The sequence below is a fragment of the Streptomyces sp. NPDC088354 genome, from assembly GCF_044753585.1.
GTDB lineage: Bacteria > Actinomycetota > Actinomycetes > Streptomycetales > Streptomycetaceae > Actinacidiphila.
The window spans coordinates 1-1,857 of record NZ_JBIVNJ010000148.1; the positions used below are offsets into that span (position 1 = coordinate 1).

1 protein-coding gene is annotated in these 1,857 nt (G+C 70.0%); it reads right to left on the bottom strand.

What is annotated here, in order from left to right:
• Positions 1-30: 30 nt before the first annotated feature.
• Positions 31-1,857 (bottom strand): LCP family protein (locus ACIP98_RS42375; protein ID WP_401982220.1); only part of this gene is annotated, 1,827 nt, incomplete at its 5' end.

The window sequence follows — 1,857 nt, forward strand, 5'->3', positions numbered from 1 at the left end:
CCGGGCCCCGCGGGGCCCGGCCCGTGCGTCCTACCAGTTGTAGTACGGGTTGACCTTCATGCACGCCGACTTGTCGGAGGCGTTGAGCGCGTTCGCGCTGTCCAGCACTTCCTTGGTGTCGGACGAGCTCTCCTTCGGGTAGCTCGTGCCGGTGGTCCAGTCGGCGCCGACCACCAGCGTGATCCCGGAGGCCGACGCGGACTTCTTCACCGCGCTCGTCGGCAGGCCCAGCGACTTCGCGACCGCCAGGGCGTTCGCGTTCGCCTGCTGGTCGTCGGACGGGTACGTGACCGTGGTGCCGGACTGCGACTGGGGCGTGCTGTCGGACTCGGCCTGGGTGTAGCCGAGAGCGACGAGCCGCTCGGAGATCGCCTTGGCCCGCCCGGGGACGGCGGCCTGGGAGGCCGTGCCGGTGCCGTTCTCGACGGTGACGGGGATGTCCGCCTTGGCGTCGGGCCTGGCCGTCGAGGCGGGCTTCGCCGGGGGCTTCTTCTTGCTCGCCTTGCCGTCGACCGCCTGGTCGTTGCGGAGCAGCGTGAAGAGCTTGGTGGCCGCCGGTGTCGGCACCACGTGAGCGGTCGGGTTCTCCGGGTCGGCACCCCACGGCATGGTGGTCATGGTGATCCGGCCGGTCGGGACGCGCTTGAGGTCGTTGCCCATGTCGTACAGCTTCTTGACCGTGCCGAGGCCGGTGTCGACCGTCAGCGCCTTCGTGGCGCTCTCCGCGAGGCCGGTCAGCGCTCCCGGGTCGGTGAGCTTCGTACCGGACTTGAGCTGCCGCACCATCGCGTTCATGTACATGTGCTGGGCGTGGGTGCGGCCGATGTCGCTGCCGTCCTCGAAGCCGTGGCGGGTGCGCAGCCACTGCAGCGCCTGCTTGCCCTTGATGACGTGGTCGCCGGCGGTGAGCTTCAGCCCGGACTTCTTGTCCCACACGTTGCTCTTGACGCAGACCGGGACGCCGCCGACCGCGTCGGCCATGGAGACCACGCCGGCGAAGTCGATCATCATGAAGTGGTCGATGGATATACCGGTCAGGTTCTCCCAGGTGGCCACGGTGCAGCCCGGACCGCCGTGCCCGAGGCTGGCGTTGATCGTCTCCGAGCTGGTCTCGGGGTAGACGGTGCCGTCGTCCGGGTCGGTGCACTTGGGGATGGTGACGCGGGTGTCGCGCGGGATGCTGACCACGGTCATGTTGCTGCGGTCGGCCGAGACGTGCAGCAGCATCTGGACGTCGGCCAGCGGCTTGCGCGTCGCGTCGGCCTTGGCGCCGCCGAGCTTCTGGTTCTCCTTGGAGGCCCGGCTGTCCGAGCCCAGCAGCAGGATGTTCAGCGGGGTCTGGCCGGCCGCGTTGGCCTTGCTCTTGTCGACCTTGCTGTCGCCGAGGTTGAGAGCGTCCTTGCGGATGTTCGCGTTCAGGTGCTCGTAGTAGGCCCAGGCGGCGCCGGCCGACCCGACTATCGCGAGCGATGTGACGATCGCCACCCAGCGCAGAGCGCGCCGTTTGCCCTTTTTGCGACGGCGGTTGCCGCGCCGGCCCGGACCGTTGGGACCCCCTGTGCCGTCGCCGCCACCGTCGCCCGGCCCGCCGGTCCGCGGGTCGGTGTCGGGGGCGTCGTCCTCGTACTCCTCCTCGGGGGCGTACGGGTCCGGCTCGTACGCCTCGTTGTCGAAGGCCGAGGGCTGGTAGGCCGTCGTGTCGTAGGGGGCGTACTGCTGCCCCTGCCCCTGCCCCTGCGGCTGGGGTTGTGGCTGCGGTTGGTAGCCGCCGCCGTACGAGGGCTGCTGCGGAACGTACGGCGCCCCGTCACCGCCCCTGTACGGAGCGTTGCCCCACCCGGGTTCATGAGGTTCGTA